General features: G+C 41.4%; 26 protein-coding genes and 1 tRNA gene. 7 read left to right on the top strand and 20 right to left on the bottom strand.

Annotated features, from left to right (window positions below):
* Nucleotides 1-65 precede the first annotated feature (65 nt).
* The 11 genes from M2135_RS12550 to mdh all read right to left on the bottom strand — a co-directional run bounded on the left by M2135_RS12550 (nt 66) and on the right by mdh (nt 11,305).
* A complete protein-coding gene (locus M2135_RS12550; RefSeq protein WP_280748859.1) occupies nt 66-1,688 on the bottom strand; it encodes an Mfa1 family fimbria major subunit in 1,623 nt (540 codons plus the stop codon).
* A gap of 140 nt (nt 1,689-1,828) precedes the next feature.
* On the bottom strand, nt 1,829-2,086 hold the full coding sequence (locus M2135_RS12545; RefSeq protein WP_280748858.1) for a hypothetical protein: 258 nt from the start codon (nt 2,084-2,086) through the stop codon (nt 1,829-1,831).
* A 457-nt stretch (nt 2,087-2,543) separates the two neighbouring features.
* Nucleotides 2,544-2,616 (bottom strand) — tRNA-Lys (locus M2135_RS12540).
* Nucleotides 2,617-2,697: 81 nt separating this feature from the next.
* Nucleotides 2,698-3,513, bottom strand: a complete 816-nt coding sequence (locus tag M2135_RS12535) for an MBL fold metallo-hydrolase (protein ID WP_280748857.1) — start codon at nt 3,511-3,513, stop codon at nt 2,698-2,700.
* A gap of 24 nt (nt 3,514-3,537) precedes the next feature.
* The gene (locus tag M2135_RS12530; protein WP_280748856.1) at nt 3,538-4,608 is read right to left on the bottom strand and encodes a type I asparaginase; all 1,071 of its coding nucleotides are present in this window, start codon (nt 4,606-4,608) and stop codon (nt 3,538-3,540) included.
* A 20-nt stretch (nt 4,609-4,628) separates the two neighbouring features.
* Nucleotides 4,629-5,240 (bottom strand): trimeric intracellular cation channel family protein, encoded by a 612-nt coding sequence (locus M2135_RS12525; protein ID WP_280748855.1) that lies wholly within the window; start codon nt 5,238-5,240, stop codon nt 4,629-4,631.
* 374 nt (nt 5,241-5,614) lie between these two features.
* Entirely contained in the window at nt 5,615-7,252 is a 1,638-nt protein-coding gene (locus M2135_RS12520) for an ABC-F family ATP-binding cassette domain-containing protein (protein ID WP_280748875.1), read from the bottom strand.
* A 451-nt stretch (nt 7,253-7,703) separates the two neighbouring features.
* Nucleotides 7,704-8,390 carry an energy transducer TonB gene (locus M2135_RS12515; RefSeq protein WP_280748854.1) on the bottom strand — a complete coding sequence of 229 codons (687 nt, stop codon included), beginning with the start codon at nt 8,388-8,390 and terminating at the stop codon, nt 7,704-7,706.
* 5 nt (nt 8,391-8,395) lie between these two features.
* Entirely contained in the window at nt 8,396-8,974 is a 579-nt protein-coding gene (locus M2135_RS12510; RefSeq protein WP_280748853.1) for a sigma-70 family RNA polymerase sigma factor, read from the bottom strand.
* Nucleotides 8,975-9,167: 193 nt separating this feature from the next.
* On the bottom strand, nt 9,168-10,079 hold the full coding sequence (locus M2135_RS12505) for a hypothetical protein (protein WP_280748852.1): 912 nt from the start codon (nt 10,077-10,079) through the stop codon (nt 9,168-9,170).
* A gap of 284 nt (nt 10,080-10,363) precedes the next feature.
* Nucleotides 10,364-11,305 (bottom strand): malate dehydrogenase, encoded by a 942-nt coding sequence (gene mdh, locus M2135_RS12500; RefSeq protein WP_280748851.1) that lies wholly within the window; start codon nt 11,303-11,305, stop codon nt 10,364-10,366.
* Nucleotides 11,306-11,496: 191 nt separating this feature from the next.
* On the opposite strand from mdh, the gene M2135_RS12495 reads away from it, so the two are divergent.
* On the top strand, nt 11,497-13,953 hold the full coding sequence (locus M2135_RS12495) for a Plug domain-containing protein (RefSeq protein ID WP_280748849.1): 2,457 nt from the start codon (nt 11,497-11,499) through the stop codon (nt 13,951-13,953).
* A 2-nt stretch (nt 13,954-13,955) separates the two neighbouring features.
* Here M2135_RS12495 and M2135_RS12490 read toward each other — a convergent pair whose 3' ends face one another.
* The 3 genes from M2135_RS12490 to M2135_RS12480 are packed head-to-tail and all read right to left on the bottom strand — an operon-like array spanning nt 13,956 to nt 16,272.
* Complete coding sequence (locus tag M2135_RS12490) at nt 13,956-15,140, bottom strand: class I SAM-dependent rRNA methyltransferase (protein WP_280748848.1); 1,185 nt, start codon at nt 15,138-15,140, stop codon at nt 13,956-13,958.
* A complete protein-coding gene (locus M2135_RS12485; protein ID WP_280748847.1) occupies nt 15,137-15,721 on the bottom strand; it encodes a 3'-5' exonuclease in 585 nt (194 codons plus the stop codon). Before M2135_RS12485 ends, M2135_RS12490 begins: the two co-directional genes overlap by 4 nt.
* Nucleotides 15,718-16,272, bottom strand: a complete 555-nt coding sequence (locus M2135_RS12480) for a DUF5063 domain-containing protein (RefSeq protein WP_280748846.1) — start codon at nt 16,270-16,272, stop codon at nt 15,718-15,720. Before M2135_RS12480 ends, M2135_RS12485 begins: the two co-directional genes overlap by 4 nt.
* A gap of 142 nt (nt 16,273-16,414) precedes the next feature.
* Here M2135_RS12480 and M2135_RS12475 point away from each other — a divergent pair, with 142 nt between their 5' ends.
* Nucleotides 16,415-17,101 carry a CDGSH iron-sulfur domain-containing protein gene (locus tag M2135_RS12475; RefSeq protein ID WP_280748845.1) on the top strand — a complete coding sequence of 229 codons (687 nt, stop codon included), beginning with the start codon at nt 16,415-16,417 and terminating at the stop codon, nt 17,099-17,101.
* Nucleotides 17,102-17,362: 261 nt separating this feature from the next.
* Here the strand turns inward: M2135_RS12475 and M2135_RS12470 are convergent, their stop codons facing one another.
* Nucleotides 17,363-18,697 (bottom strand): outer membrane protein transport protein, encoded by a 1,335-nt coding sequence (locus M2135_RS12470; RefSeq protein WP_280748844.1) that lies wholly within the window; start codon nt 18,695-18,697, stop codon nt 17,363-17,365.
* Between the two features lie 271 nt (nt 18,698-18,968).
* Between M2135_RS12470 and queC the strand changes: the two genes are divergently transcribed.
* The 3 genes from queC to M2135_RS12455 all read left to right on the top strand — a co-directional run bounded on the left by queC (nt 18,969) and on the right by M2135_RS12455 (nt 20,967).
* Entirely contained in the window at nt 18,969-19,640 is a 672-nt protein-coding gene (gene queC / locus M2135_RS12465) for a 7-cyano-7-deazaguanine synthase QueC (protein ID WP_280748843.1), read from the top strand.
* Between the two features lie 4 nt (nt 19,641-19,644).
* Nucleotides 19,645-20,100 (top strand): preQ(1) synthase, encoded by a 456-nt coding sequence (gene queF, locus M2135_RS12460; protein WP_280748842.1) that lies wholly within the window; start codon nt 19,645-19,647, stop codon nt 20,098-20,100.
* Between the two features lie 81 nt (nt 20,101-20,181).
* Nucleotides 20,182-20,967 (top strand): DUF1080 domain-containing protein, encoded by a 786-nt coding sequence (locus M2135_RS12455; RefSeq protein ID WP_280748841.1) that lies wholly within the window; start codon nt 20,182-20,184, stop codon nt 20,965-20,967.
* 148 nt (nt 20,968-21,115) lie between these two features.
* On the opposite strand, the gene M2135_RS12450 is transcribed toward M2135_RS12455, so the two are convergent.
* Entirely contained in the window at nt 21,116-22,864 is a 1,749-nt protein-coding gene (locus tag M2135_RS12450; protein ID WP_280748840.1) for a DNA polymerase III subunit gamma/tau, read from the bottom strand.
* A gap of 69 nt (nt 22,865-22,933) precedes the next feature.
* Here M2135_RS12450 and M2135_RS12445 point away from each other — a divergent pair, with 69 nt between their 5' ends.
* Both M2135_RS12445 and M2135_RS12440 read left to right on the top strand, forming a co-directional pair.
* Complete coding sequence (locus tag M2135_RS12445) at nt 22,934-23,239, top strand: septum formation initiator family protein (RefSeq protein WP_280748839.1); 306 nt, start codon at nt 22,934-22,936, stop codon at nt 23,237-23,239.
* A complete protein-coding gene (locus tag M2135_RS12440; protein ID WP_280748838.1) occupies nt 23,240-23,569 on the top strand; it encodes a hypothetical protein in 330 nt (109 codons plus the stop codon). It begins immediately after the preceding gene.
* 13 nt (nt 23,570-23,582) lie between these two features.
* Here M2135_RS12440 and M2135_RS12435 read toward each other — a convergent pair whose 3' ends face one another.
* From M2135_RS12435 to ssb, 4 genes are read right to left on the bottom strand one after another with little or no spacing between them, the layout of a single operon-like run.
* Nucleotides 23,583-24,224 carry a 4'-phosphopantetheinyl transferase superfamily protein gene (locus M2135_RS12435; RefSeq protein ID WP_280748837.1) on the bottom strand — a complete coding sequence of 214 codons (642 nt, stop codon included), beginning with the start codon at nt 24,222-24,224 and terminating at the stop codon, nt 23,583-23,585.
* Nucleotides 24,224-24,793 (bottom strand): gliding motility protein GldD, encoded by a 570-nt coding sequence (locus M2135_RS12430; RefSeq protein WP_280748836.1) that lies wholly within the window; start codon nt 24,791-24,793, stop codon nt 24,224-24,226. The genes M2135_RS12435 and M2135_RS12430 overlap by 1 nt, the downstream gene beginning before the upstream one ends.
* Nucleotides 24,790-26,127 (bottom strand): gliding motility-associated protein GldE, encoded by a 1,338-nt coding sequence (gene gldE, locus M2135_RS12425; RefSeq protein ID WP_280748835.1) that lies wholly within the window; start codon nt 26,125-26,127, stop codon nt 24,790-24,792. Before gldE ends, M2135_RS12430 begins: the two co-directional genes overlap by 4 nt.
* Nucleotides 26,128-26,152: 25 nt before the next feature.
* The gene (ssb, locus tag M2135_RS12420; protein WP_280748834.1) at nt 26,153-26,635 is read right to left on the bottom strand and encodes a single-stranded DNA-binding protein; all 483 of its coding nucleotides are present in this window, start codon (nt 26,633-26,635) and stop codon (nt 26,153-26,155) included.
* Nucleotides 26,636-26,681: the final 46 nt, after the last annotated feature.

The following is a 26,681-nucleotide window of genomic DNA, read 5'->3' as shown; positions in this document are numbered from 1 at the left end:
AGTGATAAGAGGAGGGAAGTGGCAAAAGCCACTCCCTCTCTTGATATTATGAATATAAAATATTCTTATAGTTCTGCATTGATTTCTTTACCAGTCCAGTCGCGGATTTCGATGTTAACACTTAAATAAGTATCACCCTGAACGATATCTTTTTCAGGCTCATAAGTCTTATTGATTGTGTTTTCACCCAATTTAGCAAACGCAGTAATATTAGCATCGTAATAGAAGTTACGTTTAACTGTTCTGGTAATTGTTTTAATAGTTCCGGCACCAGCTTGCTCTCCGAATGGAAGTGTATAATATGCTTTACCATTAGTATATTTCATGAAATAAACTTCTTTAAGCAATAAGTCAGCATCAGTCACCAATGAGTTATAGTCAGAAAGATTAGCTTTTTCTGCTACTGTTGGATTTTTAATGTGGTAATACACTTTCTTTGCATTATACAGTGCAGTAGAACTTGAACCAGCAAACAATGTACCTTTTGCTACACCTAAAATACCTGTAGTATTCATCAGATACATATCTGAAACAGTACCCATATTAACAGCACCATAAGTCAATGTAAACTCTTGTTTTGCATCATTATAAGCAACACCTGTTGCATAAGTACCAGCGATCGGAAGGAATTCAACCTCAACTGCAGCAATGGTAGTATTACCTTTCATTTTTGAAGATGGATTGTTTTCAGGCACATAATAGTAGTTACCTGTAGGAACACCACTACGGTTACCAATAGCGATTGGAGTGTTACCGTTACCTGCACCTAAACCTCTAACATAATGCTGCAAAGAAACAGGGTCAACATCTTGATTAGGGAGATATTCCGGAGTAGTCAACACACCACTTTCCCATTTCTGGAATGGATACATTTTTGCATTCGCATTTTGGATAAGATACTTCACGCTGGTAGCAACAATCTGACCTGTTGTATCTTTTGTGACAATTCCAGAAGGAGCTGTACCTGAGATTCCATTAGGCCAAGTGAAAGTAACACCTGAAGGACCTGAAGGATAAGTTTTTGTAACAGAAACTTTAGCTACCGGTCTATCTAACTGAACTTTAATGTAGTTTTTACTGCTTGTCTGTGCAGATTCAGGAGCTGTGATACCTGGTTCCAATGTAATCATATGTTCTCCTTCAACAGTTGTGCTGCTATAGAAGAAGTAACTTGGATTGCCTGCAGGATACAATGAATGGATATTCGCCAAATCACTCCAAGGAGAACTTCCTGATGTTAATGACCATGCTTGGTTATGAGGCCATGCACTCTGTTTTGCAGTGATAGCACCTTTTACAGGAATAGACATCTGATTAGTCTGACCACCATTTGCATACACATAAATGTACTTTTGTCCTGAAGTTACTTTTGCAGTTACAATCGTATCGTTAGAAGAGATACCTGTTCTTAATGTATCCAATTCCAAGTCACCTGTTACAGCGTCAAATAACAATACGCGGAATTCCTGAATGTTTTCATTTTCAGAAGTTCCATCAGCATCCAAACCTCTTGTAGCTGATGTGCCGTTCAGATTTAAAGAGAAAGAAGCCATAGTTTCTTCACCTCTTTCAATAGAAGGATTACCTGGATTGTTAGGACCAATAGGGTCGCTATTGTCATCCGAACAAGCCGTAAAACCTGCTGCTACGATAGCAGCCATCATAAAAAATTTAAACGTCTTTTTCATTTTCATTTGAATTTAATTAATAAAATACACTTTTAATAATTGTAAATAATTTAATTTTTTGTTTTTAATTGTTGTCACTTTGTTGAAATTCAATATTCTTTCTGTTTCTTCATTTACTTGTTTTAAGGATTTACACTCTATTACATTAAGTTTATATACGATTGATTGTTTTTAGGAAGTAACACAAAGACTCCGGCAGACACACTTGTATGCAGCTTATTTCTTTCCTCGGAAACCGAAAAAATAGCCGCTGACATCCTCTTCAATGACTCGCCAATAATGGTCGAATAAGAGGGTGACAATGTATCACGTAAAAATGAAGATTTTTCTGTGGGATGGTGAGTTACTGCGGATTTATAACTCTCTAATGTTTTTCCTAAAATGAACATTCTTTTCATCAGTTCTTTTAATTAGCTTCGGTTCGGTCGAAAGAGTACACACACTATTATCTAAGCTCTATACTCCGAACCTTATCAAATCACTTTTTCTCTTTTGTTTCTTTTTGTTTCAGAATCTGAAGTTTTTACACTTCATTTCTGCTCTCTCTTAACACACGGCTCACAATTCAAATGAGACCTCTAAAAAAAATAAACACAAAAAAATAAATATAAAAACACCTCTCTCAATACCTGTCAAAACATACAGACTTGGCTGCAGCTATTACATATATTATAAAGAAATCTTTTCATATTTATTACTTATTGCGGATTATTATGACACAAATATACATAAAAAAAATAATCGGGAAAATATTTTTATGAAAATTAACTCATTTTAACTCTCTAAGAATACTTCTCGTTGAACTTCTTTTTACTATAACATGTTTATATCCCATTTTGTTCATTCCGATTAAAGTGACCCGGGAGGGGCTCGAACCCTCGACCCAATGATTAAGAGTCATTTGCTCTACCAACTGAGCTACCGAGTCTTGTTTATTTTTTTCTGCGGGTGCAAATATATGCCTTTATTTTATCACGACAAATTTTTTTCGCGATTTTCGTTATATCTATCACACTCCTTCGCACTCAAACTCAAAGATGTCAGATGGTGTAGTGCGTTTCAATGTGGTAAGCGACACATCTTTCCCCACACGAATACCCTCTTTAAACAGACGGATATCGACCGTTTTAAAAGCCAGTTCCGGATGATTATTGTCACGACTTAAATGACACAACCAGATATCTTTTAAATGTGGGTGATAATGGGTCGCTAAAAACTCAGCCGCTTCGCGATTGCTTAAATGGCCTGTCGGACTGGCCACACGTTGTTTTAAAAATTCGGGATAAGTGCCAAACCGCAGCATCTCCTCATCGTAGTTCGCCTCCAGAATCAAATGATTGGCCATCGAAGCATATTTGCTGACCGTCTCCGTGATATGCCCCACATCGGTGGCAAAAGTAAACCGACGATCGCCATACTCGATCATATACCCTACATTATCGGTACTATCATGAGGCACCTCAAAAGCTGTCACCCGAAAATCACGGATCATAAATGCCTCCTCTTTTTCTATAATCCTGCGGGAAGCACACAATGTCTCCTCCACATACCGGCTTTTCTCGATACCCTGATGCACCCCTTTCGTAGAATAAACAGGAATAGCGAACTTCTCGCCCAGACATCCGACTGTTTTTATATGATCGGCATGATCGTGTGTAATCAACACGGCCACTATTTTCGTAAAATCAATATTCCTCTCCTTTAAGACCTTGCGGATCGTTCGCGAACCAATCCCGGCATCAATCAGAATACCGAATTCGGGCGTTCCCAGATAATAACAATTCCCACTACTTCCGCTGGCCAAACTAAAAAATGTCAATTTCATCTTCCTTTCCTCCTCCTTAAATAGTCACGGTCGGAAATGATCCGCTACAGTTATCTCCCCGATCAGCGAACAATTCATATGCGCTTTTACCTCTTCCGGAGTCATGCCGTGCCCGAAGAGAAACATCAGTTTTGTCACAGCACTTTCCGTCGTACTATCATACCCACTAACAACTCCGGCATCCAACAGCTTCTGTCCGGTCTCATAACGGTGCATCTCTACACTACCGGCACAACATTGGGTGATATTCACAACAACGATCCCACGCGCAACCGCCTCTTTCAACATGGTCAGAAACCACTCATCCGTCGGCGCATTTCCGCTGCCATACGTTTCCAACACCACTCCTTTTAATCCGGGGATAGTCAAAATACTTTCGATCACCTGTGGCGACATGCCCGGAAAAAGTTTCAGAATAGCAATATTCCTATCCAATAAATAGTGGGGCTTCAATGGCCGCCGGGATACCGGATGATACACCTGCGCCAGATCATATTTGATATGAATACCCGCTTGCGCCAAAGGCGGATAATTATAAGAACGAAAAGCATTGAAATTATCCGCACTGATTTTCCGTGTCCGGTTGCCACGCAACAGATTGTTTTCGAAAAAGATACACACCTCCGGCACCAAAGGCTGCCCATTTTCTTTCGCCGCCGCAATCTCTATGGCGGTGATCAGATTCTCTTTTCCATCGGTACGCAGAATACCGATCGGCAGTTGCGAGCCGGTCAGAATCACCGGTTTATCCAGATTCTCCAGCATAAAACTCAATGCAGAGGCAGTAAACGACATAGTATCGGTGCCGTGCAAGATCACAAACCCGTCATACAAGGCGTAATTATCCGCAATGATGCGGACGATCTTCATCCACGAGTCCGGCCCCATCTGCGAAGAATCCATCGGCGGGTCAAACTGATAGGTCGCCACATGATATCCGAGTTTCTTCAACTCGGGCATATTATCTTTCAGGTGCTGAAAATTAAACGACTCCAGCACTCCGGTCTCCGGATTCTCCATCATACCGATTGTTCCTCCGGTATAAATTAGCAAAATAGACGCTTTCCCTTCTTGTCCGTTCACATTTACAACCATGGTGTGCAAAGGTAATTAAATTATTCGTCCCCCTTTAAAACGGGAACACTTAAGTGATATTTTACCGCGATCAGACGGGCTGCCAATACAGATACCGCCGTCACCAATTGAGTCAGCATTGCTGTTGAGCCCAGCCGCATACATATATAATAGACAATCCCCCCCAATACACAGGTCAAGGCATAGATATCTTTCCGGAAGATCAACGGCTCTTCATTGATCAGGATATCCCGTATCATACCACCGAACGAACCGGTAATCGTACCCATCACAATCGCCACCCACATAGGGAAACCCAATGCCAAGGTCTTATCGATCCCCACCACCACAAACAACCCCAAGCCGATCGCATCGAAAATAAAAAAGGTATTATGCAACCGGATCACATATTTCCGGAAAATAAGGACAAACAACAATGCCAAACCGGAGACAATCAGATAGGCTGCCTCCTCCATCCAAAACGGAGTCGCATTGATCAGAATATCCCTGATCGTCCCCCCTCCTACCGCCGTGACCACACCGACCACATAAGCGCCAAACCAATCAAATTGTTTGGCAGAAGCGAGTCGGATACCACTTATCGCAAAGGCAAACGTCCCGGCATAGTTGCAAAAGGTCACAAAATCTATCATTTTGTTTTTTTTGCAAAAGTAAAGAAAAGCCAAAACAAACGTGGTAAAATAGCGAAGAAAAAAGTAATGTTCGGCTAACGACCTTTTCACTACTGCCCTTTATCTACAAAGATATGGTGGATTCTATCCTTGACAAAGGGCTCTTTTTCACGACATACACACTGTATGTAGTATGAGAGTATAAAGAGTTCAACGTATGATATGTTGCTGAATTTGAGTGTGAGGATTTAATCTAACTTCAACGTGAACTCGACATAACATACAGATTCCAAATAGATCAAGATGAGAGTAGTGCGGGAACAGTTTGTGTGATCTTTAGATTGGGTAATGTTTGAAGATTTTCCGAAGGCCATTATCTATAACTCACGTTGACTTTAATTTCCCCGTTCCAACTCACGCAAATTCTCCATCTTTTTGCGTTGCATAAATTCGTAGATTCCTTCCAGGTGTTCAGTCACTTTTTTATTCCCAAATTCATAGACTTTTTTAACCAATCCATCGAGAAAATCACGATCATGCGACACTACAATCAACGTGCCGTCGAAATCCAGGAGCGCCTGCTTGAGAATATCTTTGGTTTTCATATCCAAATGATTGGTCGGCTCATCCAGAATCAATAGGTTGACCGGCTCGAGCAACAGTTTGATCATCGCCAACCGGGTACGTTCGCCACCGGAAAGGACTTTGACCTTTTTAGTCGAATTCTCACCGCCGAACATAAATGCCCCCAACAGATCTTTGATCTTATTACGGATCTCTCCTTTGGCTACATCATCAATCGTCTGGAAAACAGTCAGGTTTTCATCCAGTAACGAAGCTTGATTCTGTGCAAAATAACCGATCATCACATTATGACCGAGCGTCAGCGTACCCTCATGCTCGATCTCTTTCATGATACATTTGACCAGGGTCGATTTCCCTTCTCCGTTCTTTCCGACAAAAGCGATCCGGTCGCCCCGCTCGATCGTCAGGTTGGCATTTTGAAAAACTACATTTTCACCGTATTTTTTCGATACATTTTCGATCATCACCGGATAAGAACCCGAGCGTGGGGAGGGTGGAAACTTCAAACGAAGGGCAGAGGTATCTTCTTCGTCGACTTCCAATATCTCCAGTTTCTCAAGCATTTTGACCCGACTCTGTACCTGTAACGTTTTTGAATAAGTTCCCTTAAAACGCTCGATGAATTCTCTGTTTTCTGCAATCATCTTTTGCTGCTCATCATACGCCTTTTGTTGGTGCTCGCGACGCTCCTTCCGCAATTGCAGGTATGCACTATAATTGACCTTATAATCATAAATACGCCCCATAGTCACTTCAATCGTTCGGGTGGTGATCCGATCAACAAAAGTCCGGTCATGGCTGATCACCACTACCGCCTGTCCGTTATCGATCAGGAAATCTTCCAACCATTGGATCGATTCGATATCCAGGTGGTTGGTCGGCTCATCCAATAACAAGACATCCGGTTTTTTCAACAACAGTTTGGCCAATTCGATACGCATGCGCCATCCCCCGCTGAATTCACTGGTTTGCCGGGTAAAATCCGTCCGCTTAAAACCCAATCCTAATAATGTTTTTTCGATATCACCATCGTAATTCACCTCTTCGATCGAATAGAATTTTTCGCTCAATGTCGATACGCGCTCGATCAATTCGTAATAACTCTCCGAATCATAATCTGTACGGGTTTCTAACTCCTTATTTATCGCATTAATCTCCGTTTCCATCGCCTGTAAATGGGCAAAAGCCTGTGCGGTCTCTTCAAAAACAGTCCGCCCGTCTTCCGTCATCAGGTGCTGGGGCAGATAGGCGATGACCGTATCTTTAGGCGCCGACACTTTCCCACGGGTCGCCTCACGCGTCCCGGCCAGGATTTTCAACAACGTGGATTTTCCCGCACCGTTTTTCCCCATAAGTGCAATCCGGTCTTTCTCATTGATTACAAAAGAAATATCCGAAAACAAGGCGCTTCCGCCAAACTCAACCGTTAATCCGTCTACTGATATCATCATTCAAATATGTTGGAGCGTATCTTCATCGTCAGAAGCCTCTTCAGACACCCTCAAATAATTTATTTATTATCTAAAAAGAGGTGCAAAGGTAGGAAATAAAAAGATTTAAAACAGTTCTTCGTTTGACCCGCACCACATCTCTTTTTCTTCTCCATCCATTAATCGTCTAACAGATGGATCCTTTTCGTCTACCAATTGGTGCACTTTCGTCTACCAACTGGTGCCCGATCGTCTACCAACTGTTAGACGATTAATTGTTGCGAAAAAACAGTGAATACGTGCAGATAAAAACAGTAGATGAGTGGGATAAAGGCTACAGCTGTTAGTCGTTCCTTCAAAACTCCGGTGGTATGCCCGCAACAGACCCCCAGGGTTCCAATTGTCACCCTGGACTAAGATAAATCGTCCTGAAAATACGCTGTAATCAACACAATAAAACTCGCCTTGCTCAAAATTCAATTTTCCATTCGACCGCTTGCTCGCTTATTGTCCAGGAGGGACCTTCTTCGATCAGACGCATGGCTTCTTTATCGGCGGAATCACACAGCGGTTGAATAACTTGAATATCATAAGGGCGACCTTCACTGTTGATATAAAAACGAAGCACAACACACCCTTGACGGTTTCGACAGATCTCATCTGTTGGGTGGATTAGCGACTGGCGAATATACGCATGATAGGCCTCCTCGCCGACAAGGGGTTGGGGATAAACGGATTCGTTTTCAACAGAATCCAAAACAATATCCGTCATCGGAGCGGTTTTTTGCGACCTTGCCAAAGCTGGGGTAGAAGCCGGAAGGATGATCGTTGTCTCTTCTACCGGGATATCGGCTGTTGAATCCTCGTTTTGAGCAATGGGACTGACTTGTGTCTGATTCATCAAAAAATAAACACTTAACACCACCAACACCACCAAACTGGCAACAGCACTCCAGGAACGGATCTGCATATGTCGTTTGCGGTTGGTCGTAATCATCCGCTTCCGAACATCCATAATCCGTTCGGTATGATCGCCCGGCACACGGTCGTACCCTTCGAGCGCATCTGCCAGAAAAGGATCTTCCATCGCCTGGCGTTCAAGACGGTTGGCTGCTTTCCCACGGCGTGAACCTTTGATATAGTCGGATAATTTCATAGGATTTATTTACTCTGTTTTTCAATACAAATCTTCAGATTTCGTTTCCCGTTCTGAATATAACTTTTCACATGACTCAGGTTATATCCTGTCTGGTCGACAATGTCAACATACGACATCTCGTCCATAAAGAAATGAACGATACTGACCCGCTGCTGCTCGGGCAGCTTCTCCAAACAATGTTTTAACGCCTCCATCCGTTCGTCCTCCTCCCCCTCTTCATTGAATAGATGCAGGATGTCATCGGATTCCATAAGATCCACATGCGAATCGATCATAATCTCCCGGCTCTCTTTACGCAGAATTTGTAAACAATGGTTTTTGACCACACTGTATATCCAGGTACGAAACACCTCGATCTCATAATGGGCAATCTTTGGGAGCAGCTGTTCGAATAATTGCATCACCGCATCTTGCGCTTTGTCGCCATCCCTGAGATATTTCAGGCAAACACCATACAAAAGAGGGGTATAACGGGTATACAACTCGCCAAAATATTCGGAGTTGCCTGACTTTTTGTAATGCTGCAAAAGCGCTTCGTCGGTGAGTTTGGATCTATTTTTTCTAAAAAACAAACTGTGCATTTTGAAGCAAAAATAGAAAAAAAACAGTAGCGGTTATGGAATAACGCAATAAATCGCATCTATACAGAAACGAGCCTCCAAAACAGATCGAAAAAGAGGCTATGTGATAACTTTTTCAATAAAAGCTCGTGATGAGTCAAGAGACACAGGAGTGTGTTTATCTTCTGTGTCTCCATTGTGTAAAAAAGAGTATCTAAATTGCTCTTAAATAACGTTCACTGTCGAATGTCTCTTCCAACTGTTGCAGAAGTGAATCCGGCGTCAGTTGAGTGATCGTTTTATTCCTAACATACAGGTAATTGCATAGGAATATAATGTTATCAAAAGAGATCTCCATCCGTAGATCATGCTTGATCAATTTATTGATAATGGTGTTTCGTTCTATTTTAAAAAAACGCTTTGCCAAAATTTTATGTGTATCAAACAGCATAATAAGTTCCTCGGACAGCGGTTCCAGATTAAAACGTAACCGGAATTTATTCCGTAACATTCCGGTCCAGTTTTTTTGTTTGTAATGCTGGTAGGCGATCTCCTCAAACAGTTGAAAAAGGGTGCGATCACTCGTATCAAGCATTGCATGGATACCATTCAGCATACGGGATTCATCTTCAAGGGAAGACCATTCATTCTTACATTTATAACGCATATTGTGTTCAATCTCATGCCATCCTTCCGAAAGTGTCGTCCGGATCTGTATCTCAAAGGTAGAATCGATATACTTAAAGCTATCCTGGTATTGGGATTTCCAGGCATTGAATTCTTTCAACTGCTCGTTCTGCATACGGCAGACCAGATTGATCCGCACGGGATTGAAATTATGGATATCCAACAGATCATGCTCTTTACCGATTACATCGAAGATAGTACTGAAATAGTCGATCAATACGTCAATATCTTCACTGAAATAGGTCATAATCCGCAACCCGATCACATCCTGAAGTTGTTTGCCGTTTTGCGCATATCCTTTCCGTTTGATTTTGTCACTTATCGAATCCGCACTTTTAATCCGGGAATAGAGGCGATACAGTAGTCCTGTACGTCCCAGATTCGCTTCAATCATCTCCTTAATGTCTTGCTCTATCAGAATTAATCCATCATATATCATCGTCTACATATTTAAAAGTGAAAAATAAACCTTACTTTGAAGAACGATTAAGGACGTTTTGTATTTTAAAACAGCTGATTTTTTAGAGAAAAATAATAGTTCAGACAAATTTCTAACATCTGTTTAAATTTACCTCCCTTAATGACCATCCTCCCGGATGAATTATTGCCACATAAAATAACCATCTTCCCTATTTATACATTTTAGAAATCTGATGATCAGGAAAAAGAAAAGACCGCCTCCAGTACGGAGACGGTCTCAAATTATATGATATGTTACTCTGCTTACAACACATTAATCTCTTTCAATACCGCATTTGTTTTGTGAACAGCTTCTGCGCTTTTTGCAAAAAGATCTTTTTCTTCTGCGTTCAGTTCCAGTTCAACGATCTTTTCAATACCGTTCTTGCCTAAGATCACCGGAACACCGATACAGATATCTTTTTCACCATATTCGCCTTCCAACGCTACAGAACAAGGTATCATTTTCATTTGATTGTGGATGATTGATTCAGCCACCAACGCTCCGGCTGCACCTGGTGCATACCATGCAGAGGTACCCAACAGACCAGTTAATGTAGCTCCTCCTACCATTGTAGCTTTGGCTACTTCTTCTAACTTCTCTTTATTCAACAATTGAGAAACAGGGATACCTTTGTATGTTGCCAGGCGAGTTAACGGAATCATGGTGGTATCACCGTGACCACCGATAACCATACCTTCTACTTCATTGGCATTGCATCCTAAAGCTTGAGACAGATAATATTTGAAACGTGAACTGTCTAAAGCGCCTCCCATACCGATAATCCGGTTTTTAGGAAGACCTAACGATTTAAGCGCCAGATAAGTCATCGTGTCCATCGGATTGGAGATCACAACGATGATTGCATTCGGTGAATATTTCAATGCGCTTTCAGCCACATTTTTTACAATTCCTGCGTTTACACCGATCAATTCTTCACGCGTCATACCCGGTTTACGAGGTATACCCGACGTAATAATTATCACATCCGAACCGGCAGTTTTAGCATAATCATTTGTGCATCCTACTACGGTGGTGTCGAAACCCAGCAATTGAGCAGTCTGCATCATATCCATGGCTTTACCTTCCGATACGCCTTCTTTGACATCCAGCATTACCACTTCGTCTGCCACTTCATTAAAGGCAAGAACATTTGCACACGTTGCGCCTACATTACCGGCACCAACAACTGTTACTTTAGACATAATAAAAACGTTTTATAAGTTAATTTATAAAGATATTTTCTCTCTTCAAATAAAAACACAACAAAGGTACAACCTCTCGTCTAATAAAGAAATTTTTCCGTATATAATTTTAGTTGGTGTTGTTTAAATATCACTAATATTTTTTCTTAAGTTTGTAGGGTTTGATTATAAAGCATCAAACCAATCATATCATGAAAAGACCATTTCTATTTCTTTTATTGGTTATCAGTACGATTCCGTTATTCGCCCAGGAAAAGACCCATTCGTTTGAAAAACGCGTTCAGGAGAATATCTTGCAACAGTTGACACAATACCCTCAGGAAAAGATCCATTTGCATCTTGACCGCGACTATTATGTTCCGGGCGAACGTATCTGGTTCAAAGCGTATCTGACGGATGCTGCTACACATCGCTCTCCGGGGGTTAGCCGCTATATCTATGTCGAACTGCTCAACTCCTCGAATGAATTAATCAACCGCGTGATGCTTCGCCCTGAAAAGGAGATGTACTACGGGCATATATTTCTCTCTGAAGCAGTACCGGAAGATTATTATACGATTCGCGCTTACACCTCCTATATGAATAATCCGAATAACGACTATTTCTTTAAAAAACAGATCCGAATCGGGAGTATAACAGAACAACAATCCACCTCTTCGAATACCGGAAAAAGAAAACAATCCGGAAATTTTGAAGTCTCATTCTTTCCCGAAGGTGGAAATCTGTTGGAAGGGACCTTATGCAAAGTCGCTTTTAAAGCATTGAATGTTGATGGTTCTTCGGCTTATGTCTCCGGCAATGTGACGGACGAAGAGGGGCATGTGTTGACCTCATTAAAAACGCTCCATGCCGGCATGGGCGTCTTTGGGTTTATTCCTGAAAAAGGGAAAACATATTATGCAAACTGTACGGATTTGAACGGTAAAAACAGACGTTTTCGACTCCCTGAAGCGAAAAGCAACACCTATTCGTTGACAGTGATGCACGGACGTAACGGGCGTTTACTTGTTGGACGTCAAAAACCGACAAACGAACCACATTATGCTTCCAGTTATTTAGTGATCCACTGCCGAGGAATTGTATTATACGCAGGAACATGGGATACCTCAAAAGATTTTCTGGTTTTCAGAGAAAATGAATTCCCTTCTGGTGTTATTCAACTATTGTTACTTGATGAGCAAATGAACCCATTAAGCGAACGGCTTATCTTCTGCCGGAATGATGATCAGGCACAATTGTCTTTCTCTACGGATAAGGAGAATTATGCGATACGCGACCTGGTCAGGTCGGAATTGACCGTAACAGATCTGAACGGTCTTCCGCTAACAGGAAATTACTCCATATCGGTCACCGACGATAAAGACCAAGCCGTCGATTATTCCAGTTCAATTCTTTCCACACTCTTATTAACCTCCGAATTGAAAGGATATATTGAATCGCCCGGATCTTATTTTCAGAACAAGGATGAAAAATCGGTACAATTATTAGATTGCTTGATGCTGACACACGGCTGGCGAAGATATGATATTCCCGAAGTAATCAAAGGAAATATAGAACACCCTCCATACAAGCCGGAAACCAGCCTGGCTGTCTCCGGGAGAGTAACAACCCTCCTAACCGCCCGCCCGGTCAAAAACAGCCCCATAAACATGATGACCATGAGTACAGGAGAAACATTTGAAACCATAACATCAGAAGACGGTCGCTTTATTTTCGATGGATTCGAGTTTCCCGACAGTACAAAGTTCTTCCTTCGGGCAGAAAACAACAAAGGACGCACTTCGGTGGAATTACGCATGGATGAAAAACAGTACCCCCCATTACAGGCACTCGCTTTTGAACCGAGCCCGACAAATAGCACGGACAACCAACCAAAGGAGACAGAAGAGGTAACCGGTACTTTTATAGAAAAGGCTTCCGAACGTTATAAATTCGATGATGAGATGCGCATTGTTCATTTGCAGGACGTAGAAATTGTCGGCCGCAAACAGAATAAAGACCCGGAGCCGTTCTCCATTTTTTCAAAACTGGCCGATACCTCTGTCGGTCTGACAGAGTTGAAAGAGAAAAATCCGGTCACGATGTTGGATGCGTTTAGTTCGATTCCGGGTCTCACTCCGGCCATCATAGGAGAAAATCCGAACGATATCTCCCTGCTGTTTTATGGCCATACTCCTGCTGCTATTTTTATCAATGATGTGTATATGGATCCGGAAATGGGCGCACCTTTAAGTATGATCGGCGTACAGGATATTGAACGAATAGATGTTTTTAAACCGGGAGCAGGCAGTGGAATATACGGATTATTGGGGGTTGATGGAGTCGTTAATATCACAACCAAACGAGGAACTACTCTTTCCGACAATAACAAAGAGGTCTATCATCAAAAAACCATTACGCCATTAGGTTATCAGAAACCTGTTGAGTTCTACTCCCCTCGTTATGAAACACAAGAGCAAAAATTTGATATCACTCCGGATTTACGTACAACTATTTTCTGGAAACCGGATCTCGTTACCGGAACAGATGGAAAAGCCGCCTTCGATTTTTACACATCCGATTTCAACACGACCTATTCGGTAGTTATTGAAGGCTTAACCCACGACGGACGGATTGTGCGGGACGTTAAAAAGATTCAGGTGAAATAAATTTATTCGACATACAACACCAACCCTTTTAAATACTCTCCTTCGGGATGGTAAATATTGACCGGATGATCGGCCGGTTGCGTCAGTTGATGAAGAATACGCACATTCCTTTTCGACTGAGCTGCAGCACTAAATACAGCCAGGCGGAAGTTCTCTTTATTGACCACCTGAGAACAGGAGAAGGTAAACAATATGCCGCCGGGGCGGATCTTTTCAAATGCGATCGCATTCAGCTTGCGATAGCCCTGCAACGCATTCCGAAGTACGTTTTTATGTTTGGCAAATGCCGGCGGATCGAGGACAATCAAATCGTAGTTTTCGCCCATCTTATCCAGGTATTTAAATGCATCCTCAGCATACGCCGTATGCCGCGAATCACCCGGGTAATTCAGTTCCACATTTTTATTGGTAAGCGCAATGGCTTTTGCCGAACTATCCACCGAATGAACAACTTCAGCACCGCCACGCATCGCATAAAACGAAAAACCACCGGTATAACAGAACATATTCAACACAGAACGGCCTTTGGCATAATACTCCAAAAGCGAACGGTTTTCACGTTGGTCGACAAAAAAACCTGTCTTTTGCCCTTTTTGCCAATCTACATAAAACTTCAAACCGTTTTCTATCGCTACATCTTCTACATCCCCGCCGTATAAATAACCGTTTTCACTGTTCAATTCGGCTTTATAAGGTAAAGTTGTTTCCGATTTATAATAGACATTTTTCAGCTCATCACCCATGGCCTCCTTCAGCGCTTCCACCAATTCATGCCGGGCATAATGCATCCCGACCGAATGAGCCTGCATAACGGCTGTATGTGCATACATATCAATAATTAACCCGGGCAGATTATCTCCTTCGCCATGTACCAGTCGAAAGGTATTATTATCTACTCTTCCGGCTAATCCGAGTGCCTTACGTAAGGTATATGCCGCTTTCAGCTTATTCGTCCAGAAGCCGGCATCGATTTTTTCCTGACGGAAAGATAAAATCCTGACAGCAATACTTCCTATCTGATAATGTCCTACCGCCAGAAACCTGTTATTGGTACCATAGATTTCGACAAGATCTCCTTCGCGAGGATTTCCTTCGATGGTTTCTATTGCCCCCGAGAAAACCCAAGGGTGAAAACGCAATAAAGATTCTTCCTTTTTAGGTTTTAAAAATAGTTTACAGTAGTTCATTTCAGATTATTCAGTAGATTATAGATCTGCAGACAGGCCCATGCATCAAGTGCTGCATATTTTTGTTGTGATTCGGTCAATGCATCTGCCTCCCAGTTTGTCAGTCGTTGTCCTTTCGATATTTTTTTCCCAAAGAGTATGGCATAGATCTTCTGCAAGCTGGCCTCTCCGATGCCGAACTGACCGACATAACCCTGTAGATCAAGAAAACTTGCCGGCTGAACATTCGTGCGTTTCCGGATCGCACCAAAATCATCTCTTAAAGAGAGTCCGATTTTCAAAATCTTTTCGCTTTTCAATAATCCCTCCAATGATTCGGGAATCCCAATATGATTCAACCGGAAAAGAAAACAGGTGTCTTCTGTCGCGATCTGCATCAGGGACACTTTATACCGCTGTCCTTTTTTGAAACTGGGACGTGTCTCCGTATCAAAGCCCAGACGATCATACTGAGATAGGTAGTTGACGGCCTTTTCCGCATCTCCACTATTCGTAATGATTATGACTCTTCCCGTAAATTCTTCTATGGGAAGCAGGGAGATCTCTTCTTTGGTGATCGTATTTGTAAATTGTTGTATCATTCTTCGTTTTCACTCATCGTTTCCGGGTCGTTATCTGCATCAAAACGTATGGCATGAAGTGCTTTTAAACCGTTTAATAATTGCTGCCCCCAATAATTTTCAAAATTCATCCGGCATAATGCGATGGCTTCCAACATTGTCGGTTCGTGCCCTTGACGGAATACGCCTACAAAATTGGCATTATCCTGGTACACATCGGCCAGACTCTCGGAGATAAAGGCGGCTATTGGGGTATCACTGTATTGCATATCGGGATGAAATGTTTCCAGATAGGTATCTTTTTCACCCAACAAAACAGCAATCTTCTCGCGTACAGATTCATACATCTCTTCGGTAACAAACTGTTCGGGTTCAACCTCTTCTGATTCCACAACGGGAGGCAATAAAGCGGCCTTCAAATACAACAATGGAAGTATTTTAATCGCTTTATCCGCAAACGCATAGAAAGAATATTGCATGGTGGATTCCACAAAACTGCAATATTCCAATGCCACGGTGACAAATTCTAACGTGTTACGATCGTATATGGGATTATTTTCTGTCTCTGTCATACGCTGTCCTCAACTCTTAGCTGCAAAAGTAGCAAATCTTTTAGAGACAGAGAGAAGAATGTACATTTTTGTACGTGAATAAAACATTTCATTTTATACTGTTGTTTCTTTAATCAAGCATATACAAAAAACAATAGTGATCATGAATTCAGAAAAAAACAAGAAAATCAAGGTTCTACCCAACGGGCCTTATCAGGTATCAGGTCATGTCTCTTTAAATCAGTTGCGTTTTGTTGCCGATCGACGGGGAGCATCTACAGCCTACAAAGAAATTCAGAAATACGAGACAGACGAAACTTTTTATTTGTGTCGTTGTGGTAACACGAAGAACTATCCGTTTTGCGACGGATCACATTTGCAAGGATTTGAGGGAACAGAAACGGCCGGGTTTAAAACTTACGATGAAATGGCTAAAATCATAAAAGGGGACGTTGTTGACTTGATGGATGCAGAGGAATTATGTGGTGTTGCCCGTTTTTGCGATACACACGGTTCAACCTGGAACCTTGTAGAAGGGAGTAACAATCCTGAAAGCGTTGAAGTGGTAAAACATCAATGCTGTAATTGCCCGAGCGGACGCCTGACTGTTATCACGAAAGATGGGAAAAGAATCGAACCCGAACTGCAGCAGGAAATCAGTCTATTGGAGGATACTGCAGCATCTGTTCACGGCCCGATCTGGGTGAAAGGGGGTATGGCTATAGAAAGTGCTGAGGATAAAATCTATCCGATCAGAAACCGTGTAACCCTTTGCCGTTGTGGGAAATCACAGAATAAACCGTTCTGTGACGCGATGCATATGCACAATAAAGGAGAATTAATGGATTAGTTTCTAACACTATCCCATTCTTTTTTTACAATATGCAGACCTGTTTTTGGTTATACCTACCTCTGTTTTTTGTTAGAGGTACGTCTAAATTGATTTAGAGGTAGGTGTAAATCCATTTAGAGGTACGTCTAAAATATTTTAGACGTACCTCTAACAGAAAAGTGTCCGCAAAGGTGCAAAAAAAGCAATCGGATCTTTTTATTTTTTGTTTGATTGTTTCTGAATAGAATGCGTTATTAACCCATATACGGTTATAACTTATCAGAATTGGTATGACACACCGATTGCCGGCATAAGTGCATACACTTTATAGTGACCTCCGAATGTCCGATCCTGGCCGGTTAAAGAACTCTTATCCGAATATGATCCGTCGCGTCCGAAACCTGTCACATACGAAAAAGACAAATCGACAGAAAAACTATTGGTCGGACGGAAACTGAAACCGGTTGTCAATCCTAATTTATTCATACTGGGCGTTTCCGGATTTAAATAATCATCCTTCACTGGAGTCTCATCATAATAGGCTCCTAACCTTACATCCAGTCTGTTGGTTGCCGCATATTGAGTTCCCACTCGGTAGATTCGGGTATTTTTATATTTCTTTTCCGGGTTTTGATTGTATTTCCCCAATTCACTTTCCGGATAAAAATCGACCGGTAAAGATTGATAGGCACCCCAGCCAACAAACTGCACTTCACCGGAAACAGTCCAAAGCGTTGTCGGTTGGTAAGTAACTCCAAGACTAAAATTGGAAGGCAAAGGGAGTTCCGCTTTCAGAAATCCTTTATCCAACGGAGGAACATTACCACCTAAAATAGGTTTCAATTCACTCTCATTGGCATAGGAAATAAGCGCTGATCCTTCAGAGACTTTCATCATGACTTTAGAACGGTATGAAGCACCGATTGTGATTTGATCGGTTACATCAAACATCACGCCTACATTATATCCGACTCTCAATCCGGCGTCACCGGATAATTCGACAGAAACAGGGGTTATATCTTTATACTTATCGGCCAATGGTTGCAATGCGGGCATGCCGGCAGCAATAGCACTTAAATCACCGGAAGATAATAGGGCGCGGCTTAATGAAAAGTCGCCAAACATGATCATCATACCGGCTCCAACACTCAACCGATCCATAATCTTCCAAGAGAGAGTCGGTTGGATAGAGTACGATTTTAATGAGATTTTCTGTATCAGATGCGATCCTTTCCAATTACTGCCCCAATCCATTGAACTCCCATAAGGTGTATTGACACTGATTCCGGCACTAAGGAAATCATAAATTTTAAAGCCGGCATAAAAATAGAGCGGTGTACTTGGGTCATTATCTGATTTATGGGTATACCCGTTATCGGAAAATTTTGCATTGGCAAACACCCCGGTGACTCCCAACGACAAGTCTACGTTTTTATTCAGAAATCCCAATCCGGCCGGATTGAAATGCATACTCTCTGCTCCTAATTTCATAGCGACACCTACGTGTCCCATTGCTGCTTGTTTGGTACTCTGGGCATTTACCTGATATCCTTCTGCAGAAAGATAAGAAAACGGCAAAAGAGAGAGACAGACAAGCGCGATAATTTTCTTCATATACTCTTATTTTTATTAATAGATTTAATCGATGTATTCTACATCTTTCACGATATAAACGGCGGCAAAGATAGATAGTTTTTGTAAATATTGCACACAATTGACAGAAATGTGCGGCACGTTTGTGTTCTTTTTGTGCAGTTCCCGGTATTAAAGGAACCCTTTCCCGGGTTTAATCGCTTTCATTTTCCGGAATGTTCCGTATCTTTGCTGCGAAAGATTTTTTCTTTCCGTGTGCTTGCTTAACCACGTTTAAAAACAAGAATATAAAATGAAACGACAAAAATCTGCTCTGGTCTGTTTTTCAGGAGGGCAGGATTCTACGACCTGCTTATTTTGGGCAAAAAAATATTTCGATGAAGTCGAAGCCGTATGTTTTACGTATGGCCAAAAACATGCCCTTGAAGTGGATATCGCCCGGCAAATAGCCAAAGAAACATCAGTACCTTTTCAGATTTTGGATGTGTCACTTCTTAGTCAACTTGCTCCTAACGCCTTGACGGATCAGTCCATTCATATGGATGAAGAGAAACCTGCCGATAATTATCCCAACACATTCGTGCCGGGTCGCAATATGATTTTTCTGACTTTTGCAGCAATCCATGCACGAAGCAGAGGCATTTCGCATCTGGTCACCGGAGTATCGGAAGCCGACTACAGCGGATATCCGGATTGCAGGGATACATTTATCCGATCATTGAATGTCACCTTAAATCTGGCGATGGATGAACCGTTTGTTATTCACACCCCACTTATGGACAAAGATAAAAGCGAAGTGTGGGCCTTGGGGGATGAACTTGGGGTGTTAGATCTGATCCGGAATCGAACGCTTACCTGCTATAACAATATTCCGGCAGATGGTTGCGGACATTGTCCGGCATGTAAACTGCGTCGTGAAGGTCTGGAAAAATATGAACTAAAAAAACAATCTGTCAATAAATAAACATATGCAAAACGAAGATCAATTGCAATTACTCGGGGGGAAAACAGTCTATCTGAAAGAGTATGCGCCTGATATATTGGAAGTATTTACCAATAAACATCCGGAAAACGATTACTGGGTACATTTTAATTGCCCGGAATTTACCAGTTTGTGCCCGATTACCGGACAGCCTGATTTCGCTACCATCCAGATTGATTACATACCGGATCAGAAAATGGTCGAAAGCAAAAGTCTCAAATTGTATTTATTCAGCTTTCGAAACCATGGCGCATTCCATGAAGATTGTGTCAATATTATCATGAAAGATCTGATCAGACTGTTGGATCCAAAGTATATTGAAGTCACCGGAATCTTTACTCCACGGGGAGGAATAGCCATTCATCCATATTGTAATTTTGGACGTCTAAACACCAAATATCAAGAGTTGGCAGAGCAACGGCTTTTCCAACACAAACGTTAAAATAAATCGGGAACAGACCCGATTCACTCATAAAAATATGTATGTTTGTATCGAGTTTTATGTTAAATTAAATGATAGACCATGAATAAGAAATTAATCTGTAGAAAGGCCGTATTTGCTATGTTGGCCTGCACGACTTTGACAAGTATCAATGCACAACAAAAAGAGTACCCGCAACCTGAACGCATGAAACCGGGCATGTCGGAATACTGGACACCTCAACCGGCAATCGTAACTCCGGGAGATATTCAAACAAATTCTGCTCCGTCTGACGCCATCGTCTTGTTCGACGGAAAAGATCTGAGTGCTTGGGAAAGTGTAAAAGGTGGCCCCGCACAATGGACTGTAGAAAATGGCGTATTCACCGTTAATAAACCGACAGGAGATATTCAAACCAAACAGCAGTTTGAGAATTTTCAGTTACATATCGAATGGCGTATTCCGGAAGATATAACAGGCACCAGCCAGGGACGTGGTAACAGTGGGGTATTCCTGCAAGGGAAATATGAAATTCAGGTACTGGATTGTTACAACAATGAAACATACGTCAACGGACAAACAGGAAGTGTCTACAAACAAACTCCTCCATTGGCGAATGCGATGCGTAAACCGAGCGAATGGAATGTATATGATATCATCTACTCCGCTCCGATCTTTAAGGACGATAACACCTACCGGGTTCCTCCGACAGTCACAGTCATTCATAACGGGGTAGTACTTCAAAATCACACCACTATACTTGGTACAACAGAATATATTGGTTTCCCAAAAGTGGCCAAACATGGCGCCGGCCCGATTATTCTGCAAAGCCATGGTGATCCGAGTGAGCCGATTAGCTTTAGAAATATCTGGATCAGAGAACTGTGATCAGTAATACTTGTTCAAATGAAGAATTGACAATTACTACATAAAAAAATAAAAAACAGCCTGTTTGAATATGAGTCAAACAGGCTGTTTTTTTCTCTAATTATCAATTGTCAACTGTCAATTATCAATTACGAATTCAACCTGACGATTAGTCTATCGTCAGGTTGAATTCGTCTCTCAGTTTGCCTAAGGCCGGATTGACACTCAACAGGTATTCATATTTTTCGCTGGAGGTATAAGCGAGTTGTTTTTCATTTGTTTCACTTACCCGTACACGCATTTGAATTTTGTTATTATTCAACTGTTGCCGTAAATAAGTCAGGATATCAATCGCTCCATTGATCAACTCCTCCTGCTGTGGCGGATTGTGCACAGCGACTTCAAAAGAATAGTCTTCCTGCAATACTGGTTTGCAGTTGATCATAGTCGTTTTTAAAAAGACTTTTTTATCAATGATTTGGGTATATGCATCCCAACTATTAACTAAATCCTCTTCGGTAAATGGAGTGATGATTTCTTGAGCCGTTTCATTGACCTGCCGCTCGAATTGTTCTTTCGGTTTCTCTGCGACAATTTCTTTTAGCGAGGTTCCTATCGGGGGACGTCCGTTTTTCTTAGCTGATACCGTAGATGATTGTTCTGATGTAATTGAAGTGGAAGGCATTTGGGTAGTTACAACCTGAGGCTGCGGTGTAGAAGAATCGACCTTCTGAGAAACAGTATTTGGGGATTGTTGAGGTTGCTCCTGAGAAGCAATCGGTTCAATTACTCTTTTTTTTTTAGCGTCTTCGGTAGAAGTCGTTGGCATATTCAACTGGCAGAGTTGTATCAAAGTAAGTTCCAACAACAAACGTTTATTACGACTCAGGCGATAATTCAAATCACAATTATTCGCCAGTTCTATCGCTTTAAACAATAATTGGTCTGAACACGCTTTAGCGATTAGCATATAGCGTTCACGAATGGATGCTCCTACTTCAAAAAGCACCAATGTCGACTCATCTTTACAAACCAATAAGTCTCGAAAATGCCCCGCTAGACCGGTAATAAAATGTTGTCCATCAAAACCTTTCAGAAGCACTTCGTTCAGAATAAGAACGGCTTCCCGCACTTCTCCTTTTAAAATGGCTGCTGTTAATCTGAAATAATATTCATAGTCTAATACATTCAGATTATTAATAACAGCCTGATACGTGATATGTCCGTTGGTAAAACTGGCTACCTGATCAAATATAGACAACGCATCACGCATACCCCCATCGGCTTTCTGGGCAATTACATTTAATGCATCCAGTTCAGCCGTGACATTTTCACCGGTTGCCACATATTGCAAATGTTCAACCATGTCGGCGATAGAGATACGGGAGAAATCATAAATCTGACAACGAGACAGAATGGTTGGCAACACTTTATGTTTTTCTGTTGTCGCCAGAATAAAGACAGCATGATGCGGAGGTTCCTCCAAGGTTTTCAGAAAAGCATTGAATGCCGCAGAACTAAGCATATGCACCTCATCAATAATAAAAACCTTGTATTTACTGATTGGCGGAGGAATACGCACCTGATCGATCAGCGAACGGATGTCATCAACAGAATTGTTGGATGCAGCGTCTAATTCATGAATATTATACGAGCGTTGCTCATTGAATGCCACACATGATTCACAACTATTGCAAGCCTCACCTTCTATTGTGGGAGTCAGGCAGTTTATTGTTTTAGCAAAGATACGGGCACATGAGGTCTTTCCTACTCCACGAGGGCCACAAAACAAATATGCATGCGCCAGTTTGTTACTTTGGATGGCGTTCTTTAGTGTAATGGTAAGTGCTTTTTGTCCGACAACACTCTGAAATGTCGAAGGACGATACTTTCTCGCCGATACAATATAATTATCCATTCTCCGCTTTTTATTGGAAAGACAAAGATATACAAAAATTTCATTTATCTTTGCAAAAAGCTTGATCCCATGTCACGTATTAAGGAGTTTTACAACAAATATTTATCTTGGATAAATGCTTATTGGTTGGTTACCATCGGTTTTTTGGCGCTTACCTTTACGGCGGGCGACAGCAGTCTGTATAAACGATACACCTACGATGAAAAAATACGTAGTTTGGAAAAAGAGATTAAATCGTATCAGGAAGAGATCAGGATAAACAGTAAAAAACTGAATGATCTACATACAGACAAAGAAGGGTTGGAGCGTTTTGCCCGTGAAGAGTATCACATGAAAAAACCGAACGAAGAGATTTACCTCGTTAAGGACAAATAAATGAATCAACGAACGCGCACGATTATCTTTAATATTGCAGCGCTATTAAGTCTGGCTGGCGCTGCCCTTTATCTGACACATTTAGCTGTTGCTCCTTACCTCTTTGCTGTTGGAAGTGCCGGAATAGCGATATGTTATCTGACTTTTCCCGTTAAGGATCTGGACTTCAGAAGAAGGCGACTCCATCAGTTTAATGTAATGGCCGGTTTATTAATGATCTTTGCTTCCGGCTTGATGTTTTCCGACCGGAAAGAATGGATTCTTTGTCTGACTATCTCGGCTTTATTACAGGTATATACGGCATTTGTAACGCCTAAAGAAAACAAATAGAATTTCCTTTCTCTCAGAGAATCAAGCTCCACACCCAAATAAAATCAGCACAAACCTGATAGCCCAGTTTAAAATGTCGTTTATTACGGCTACGCGTTTCATAAACCTTCAATACGCCTGAAGCAGAATAACTAAAAGGTGATACATGAAGATGATCGATGAAATCAACATTTTGTTCTCCTATCATTTTGAAGAGTGTCTCCTTGGCACACCAATAAATAAACAGATGGTTTATTGTATCAGAAAGACTGATCGACGCATTTTCCTCTTCTGAAAGAAAACGTTCACGGATACGCATAATCCGGTCACTTGGTGCTTCGATATCTATTCCCGAAAAAGATTGCTCCTGAATAAGCAGAGCGACATATCCTTTCGTATGAGAGATGCTGAGATGAAAAGGTTCATCCACTAAAAAAGGCAAACCGGATGGGTGATAATTTATAGACGGAATAGCTGTAGAATAATTTCTAGCCCATAACTCTTTTAATAACAGGCGCGTAGCCAACCATTCCTGTCGACGACTCTCTCTGGACATCTGTTTTAGTTCGGGAAAGTCCTCTTCTTCTCTTCCCAACAGAGCCAATAGCGCTTCCGAAGATTCTTCTATTTTCCAGATTCCCCGTAAAGGAGATACTTCCTGTAATAAAAAAGGCATTATTTCTTCCAGCTAAATGATTGTATGAGTTCAATGATATCTTCCTTTAAATAAGCTGTTAACGGTGCCAAAGAATCCACATTCATTGGAACATCATAATACAATGCACCTCTGAAAAAGTGATACATACTATCCGTTAAGATAAACTGAACAGGAGAAGCGGACTCTCCATCCAATAAAAACAACGAAGCATACAACGCATTTTCCGGATCATTATACGCTTGTTCCGCTATAGCCCGACTGTTGCGTGCAGAACGTTCTACCAATTCACGACTTTCTTCCAATAGCGGACTAAATGTCGGTGGACTAATCTGAAAATAACTGCAATAGATTCGAGCATTCAAAGAAGGATAAGCGACATTGATCCAATTAGCCGCATTTTCTATTGCAGGTAATTCTACTGTTGCCTGATTGGAAATATGAAAAGAATAAGGCAATTCATCCATTTGCAACAACGTATATTGAGCCTCTGATGGTTCTATCCGAACATAACCCCGAGGCTTCGGCGTATATTCGCTACAAGAGATACAGATTAGATAAAGGCTGCAAAAAAGTAGGATCCTTTTCATTTTTCCTTATCGCTCTTTTCGTCCTCGGACAGATCATTAAATTTTACTTTAAGGATACGCCTGTTATCGATTTCCAATATCTGAAAACGATAGTGTTCGTACTCTATAATCTCACGACGGATAGGAAAATCTCCCTTAATCTCTAACAATAATCCAGCAAGGGTTTCTACTTCTTCCGTCAACTTCCCAAAGGCTGAAACATCAATTCCGGTAACCCGAAAGAAATCTGTCAACAGAATTTTCGCTTCAAAAATAAGACTTCCATCCGCCAACCGTATAAATTGTTTCTCATCTTCATCGTATTCATCGGAAATTTCACCCACAATCTCTTCCAGAATATCTTCCATTGTCACAATTCCGGAAGTCCCTCCATATTCGTCAACTACAATAGCCATATGAATCTTATTGGTTCGAAACTCCTCCAACAGATCATCTATCTTCTTCGTTTCCGGCACAAAATAAGCCGGACGTATTAAACTCTGCCAACGAAAACCTTCCGGCTTCTCAATATATGGAAGTAAGTCCTTGATATACAAAATTCCCTTAATATTGTCTTCCGACCCGGCATATACCGGGATCCGGGAATAACCTGATTGAACAATAAAATCTATCACCTGATGAAAAGAACTTTTAATCTCTATATCTTCTATATCCAGACGCGGTGTCATGATTTCATCGGCCGTTTTATTATAAAATTTTATAATCTCCGCCAGCATTTCTTTCTCTTCAGGTATTTCATCTGATGTCAGTTCCAACGCTTTCGAAAGCTGATCGACGGAAAGATCATACTTTTTCCGGGTCAACTTCTTACTGATAAAAGAAGAAGAACCGACTAAAATATTGGATAGCGGACGACAAATACGTTCTATTCCATTAAGTACCGGAGCAGAAAAACGAACGAAACGCAAAGCATTTCGTTGAGCATAGATCTTAGGCATAATCTCACCAAACAAAAGCAATACAAAGGTCAATACAATGGTTTGCAAGACAAATCCCCAAACGGGAGTGGCCGAAAAGTCAATCCAAACATTGATGCCGTATGCACAAAGCATAACGACGGCTACATTCACAAAATTATTGGTGATTAAAATAGCCGCCAACAGATATTCGGAACGTTGAAGCAGCTGCCCGATGATTCTGTCTGATGAAAATTTATCTTCTTTTATCTCATTCAAATGTGTCGGTGAAAGCGAGAAAAAACCCACCTCTGATGCAGAGATAAAGGCTGAAATAACTAATAATAAGGTAGCAATGCTAAATGCAAGAATAGCACCTGCAGGAATGTTATATACTATAACTTCACTGAATAGTCTCGAAAAATAGTCTGAGTCCAAGGAACCTGGTATTCGTTAAACAATATTAGAATGGAAGATCATCCGCATCATTCGATTCGGCCAAATCTCCACCCTGTGGAGTTGTCGGTTGCTGATAAGAAGAAGCCTGCGGTACCTGAGTATCCACCGGCTGAGTAGTAGTCTGGGTCGTATCGGTTGATCCTGTTGGTCGGCTGCCTGAACTATAAAATTCCAACCGGTCAGCATTGATCTCGGTCACATATCGCTTCACTCCACTTTGATCATCATAACTCCGGCTACGTATTTTTCCTTCCAGATAAACTTGTGATCCTTTTTTGACCCATTTTTCAACAAATTGAACCAAGTCGCGTCGTACAACGATATTGTGCCATTCGGTACGTTCCGGAATCACTGTTCCATTGGCTAAGGTATATCCTCGCTCTGAGGTGGCTAACGGAAAATTAGCAACGGCAGCACCGCTATCGAAGTAACGCACCTCCGGATCTTTGCCTACATTTCCGATTAAAATAACTTTATTTAAAGACATAACTATATGATATAGATTATTTAGATATACAAAGAAAAACAAAATC

It is taken from the genome of Parabacteroides sp. PF5-9 (assembly GCF_029893105.1).
Lineage (GTDB): Bacteria > Bacteroidota > Bacteroidia > Bacteroidales > Tannerellaceae > JARXWG01.
This window is presented reverse-complemented; position numbering and strand designations above follow the sequence as displayed.

Excerpts from the sequence above, each read along its gene's own strand:
- M2135_RS12505 (WP_280748852.1), bottom strand. The coding sequence starts at position 10,079 with ATGATATATGATGGATTAATTCTGATAGAGCAAGACATTAAGGAGATG.
- M2135_RS12535 (WP_280748857.1), bottom strand. The coding sequence starts at position 3,513 with ATGAAATTGACATTTTTTAGTTTGGCCAGCGGAAGTAGTGGGAATTGT.
- M2135_RS12495 (WP_280748849.1), top strand. The coding sequence starts at position 11,497 with ATGAAAAGACCATTTCTATTTCTTTTATTGGTTATCAGTACGATTCCG.
- M2135_RS12510 (WP_280748853.1), bottom strand. The coding sequence starts at position 8,974 with ATGCACAGTTTGTTTTTTAGAAAAAATAGATCCAAACTCACCGACGAA.
- ssb (WP_280748834.1), bottom strand. The coding sequence starts at position 26,635 with ATGTCTTTAAATAAAGTTATTTTAATCGGAAATGTAGGCAAAGATCCG.
- M2135_RS12545 (WP_280748858.1), bottom strand. The coding sequence starts at position 2,086 with ATGAAAAGAATGTTCATTTTAGGAAAAACATTAGAGAGTTATAAATCC.
- M2135_RS12480 (WP_280748846.1), bottom strand. The coding sequence starts at position 16,272 with ATGACAGAGACAGAAAATAATCCCATATACGATCGTAACACGTTAGAA.
- M2135_RS12440 (WP_280748838.1), top strand. The coding sequence starts at position 23,240 with ATGAATCAACGAACGCGCACGATTATCTTTAATATTGCAGCGCTATTA.
- M2135_RS12445 (WP_280748839.1), top strand. The coding sequence starts at position 22,934 with ATGTCACGTATTAAGGAGTTTTACAACAAATATTTATCTTGGATAAAT.
- queF (WP_280748842.1), top strand. The coding sequence starts at position 19,645 with ATGCAAAACGAAGATCAATTGCAATTACTCGGGGGGAAAACAGTCTAT.
- M2135_RS12490 (WP_280748848.1), bottom strand. The coding sequence starts at position 15,140 with ATGAACTACTGTAAACTATTTTTAAAACCTAAAAAGGAAGAATCTTTA.
- M2135_RS12455 (WP_280748841.1), top strand. The coding sequence starts at position 20,182 with ATGAATAAGAAATTAATCTGTAGAAAGGCCGTATTTGCTATGTTGGCC.
- M2135_RS12520 (WP_280748875.1), bottom strand. The coding sequence starts at position 7,252 with ATGATATCAGTAGACGGATTAACGGTTGAGTTTGGCGGAAGCGCCTTG.
- M2135_RS12435 (WP_280748837.1), bottom strand. The coding sequence starts at position 24,224 with ATGCCTTTTTTATTACAGGAAGTATCTCCTTTACGGGGAATCTGGAAA.
- M2135_RS12470 (WP_280748844.1), bottom strand. The coding sequence starts at position 18,697 with ATGAAGAAAATTATCGCGCTTGTCTGTCTCTCTCTTTTGCCGTTTTCT.
- M2135_RS12525 (WP_280748855.1), bottom strand. The coding sequence starts at position 5,240 with ATGATAGATTTTGTGACCTTTTGCAACTATGCCGGGACGTTTGCCTTT.
- M2135_RS12430 (WP_280748836.1), bottom strand. The coding sequence starts at position 24,793 with ATGAAAAGGATCCTACTTTTTTGCAGCCTTTATCTAATCTGTATCTCT.
- M2135_RS12485 (WP_280748847.1), bottom strand. The coding sequence starts at position 15,721 with ATGATACAACAATTTACAAATACGATCACCAAAGAAGAGATCTCCCTG.
- queC (WP_280748843.1), top strand. The coding sequence starts at position 18,969 with ATGAAACGACAAAAATCTGCTCTGGTCTGTTTTTCAGGAGGGCAGGAT.
- mdh (WP_280748851.1), bottom strand. The coding sequence starts at position 11,305 with ATGTCTAAAGTAACAGTTGTTGGTGCCGGTAATGTAGGCGCAACGTGT.
- M2135_RS12530 (WP_280748856.1), bottom strand. The coding sequence starts at position 4,608 with ATGGTTGTAAATGTGAACGGACAAGAAGGGAAAGCGTCTATTTTGCTA.
- M2135_RS12515 (WP_280748854.1), bottom strand. The coding sequence starts at position 8,390 with ATGAAATTATCCGACTATATCAAAGGTTCACGCCGTGGGAAAGCAGCC.
- M2135_RS12550 (WP_280748859.1), bottom strand. The coding sequence starts at position 1,688 with ATGAAAAAGACGTTTAAATTTTTTATGATGGCTGCTATCGTAGCAGCA.
- M2135_RS12450 (WP_280748840.1), bottom strand. The coding sequence starts at position 22,864 with ATGGATAATTATATTGTATCGGCGAGAAAGTATCGTCCTTCGACATTT.
- M2135_RS12475 (WP_280748845.1), top strand. The coding sequence starts at position 16,415 with ATGAATTCAGAAAAAAACAAGAAAATCAAGGTTCTACCCAACGGGCCT.